Genomic DNA, 518 nt, shown 5'->3' on the forward strand with positions numbered 1-518 from the left:
GTAGTTCTTCTCTTGCTTGGCTGGTTGGGGGTTGCCACTTGGTATCGTGTTAACAGCAAGATTGGCGCGATCATTCATGCTCTTAATGCCCTTGTTAATGAGGAAGAAAAAGAGAAAAAAGTCGCAGTCGATGGTAGTGACGAGTTCACTCTCTTTGCGCAGCAAGTCAATCGTGTGGTGGAAGAAAAGCAGAGACAAACTCACGAAATACTGCACGCCAAAGAGTCGGCAGTGGCAGCCAATAGAGCAAAATCTGTATTTCTGGCCAATATGTCCCATGAGATTCGAACGCCGTTGAATGGCATCATGGGGATGACTGAAATTTTGTCGCAAAGTGAGCTATCACCTCATCAGCAAGAAGTCGTGGATGACATCGATACCTCTTCTCAAACTTTGCTTGCACTGCTAAATGATATTCTAGATCTGTCTAAGATCGAGTCGGGGCGCCTCGAATTGTCGTTGGTTGAAGCTGACATTCGCGAAGTCGTTTATCAATCGGTGATTTTGTTTCAATCTAA

The 518-nt window shown here is 45.2% G+C and carries 1 protein-coding gene; it reads left to right on the forward strand.

What is annotated here, in order from left to right:
- Positions 1 to 518: histidine kinase dimerization/phospho-acceptor domain-containing protein (locus tag R7Q48_RS31100; protein ID WP_318134275.1), on the forward strand; the 518-nt coding region annotated here is incomplete at both ends.

The organism is Vibrio sp. 378, from assembly GCF_033339435.1.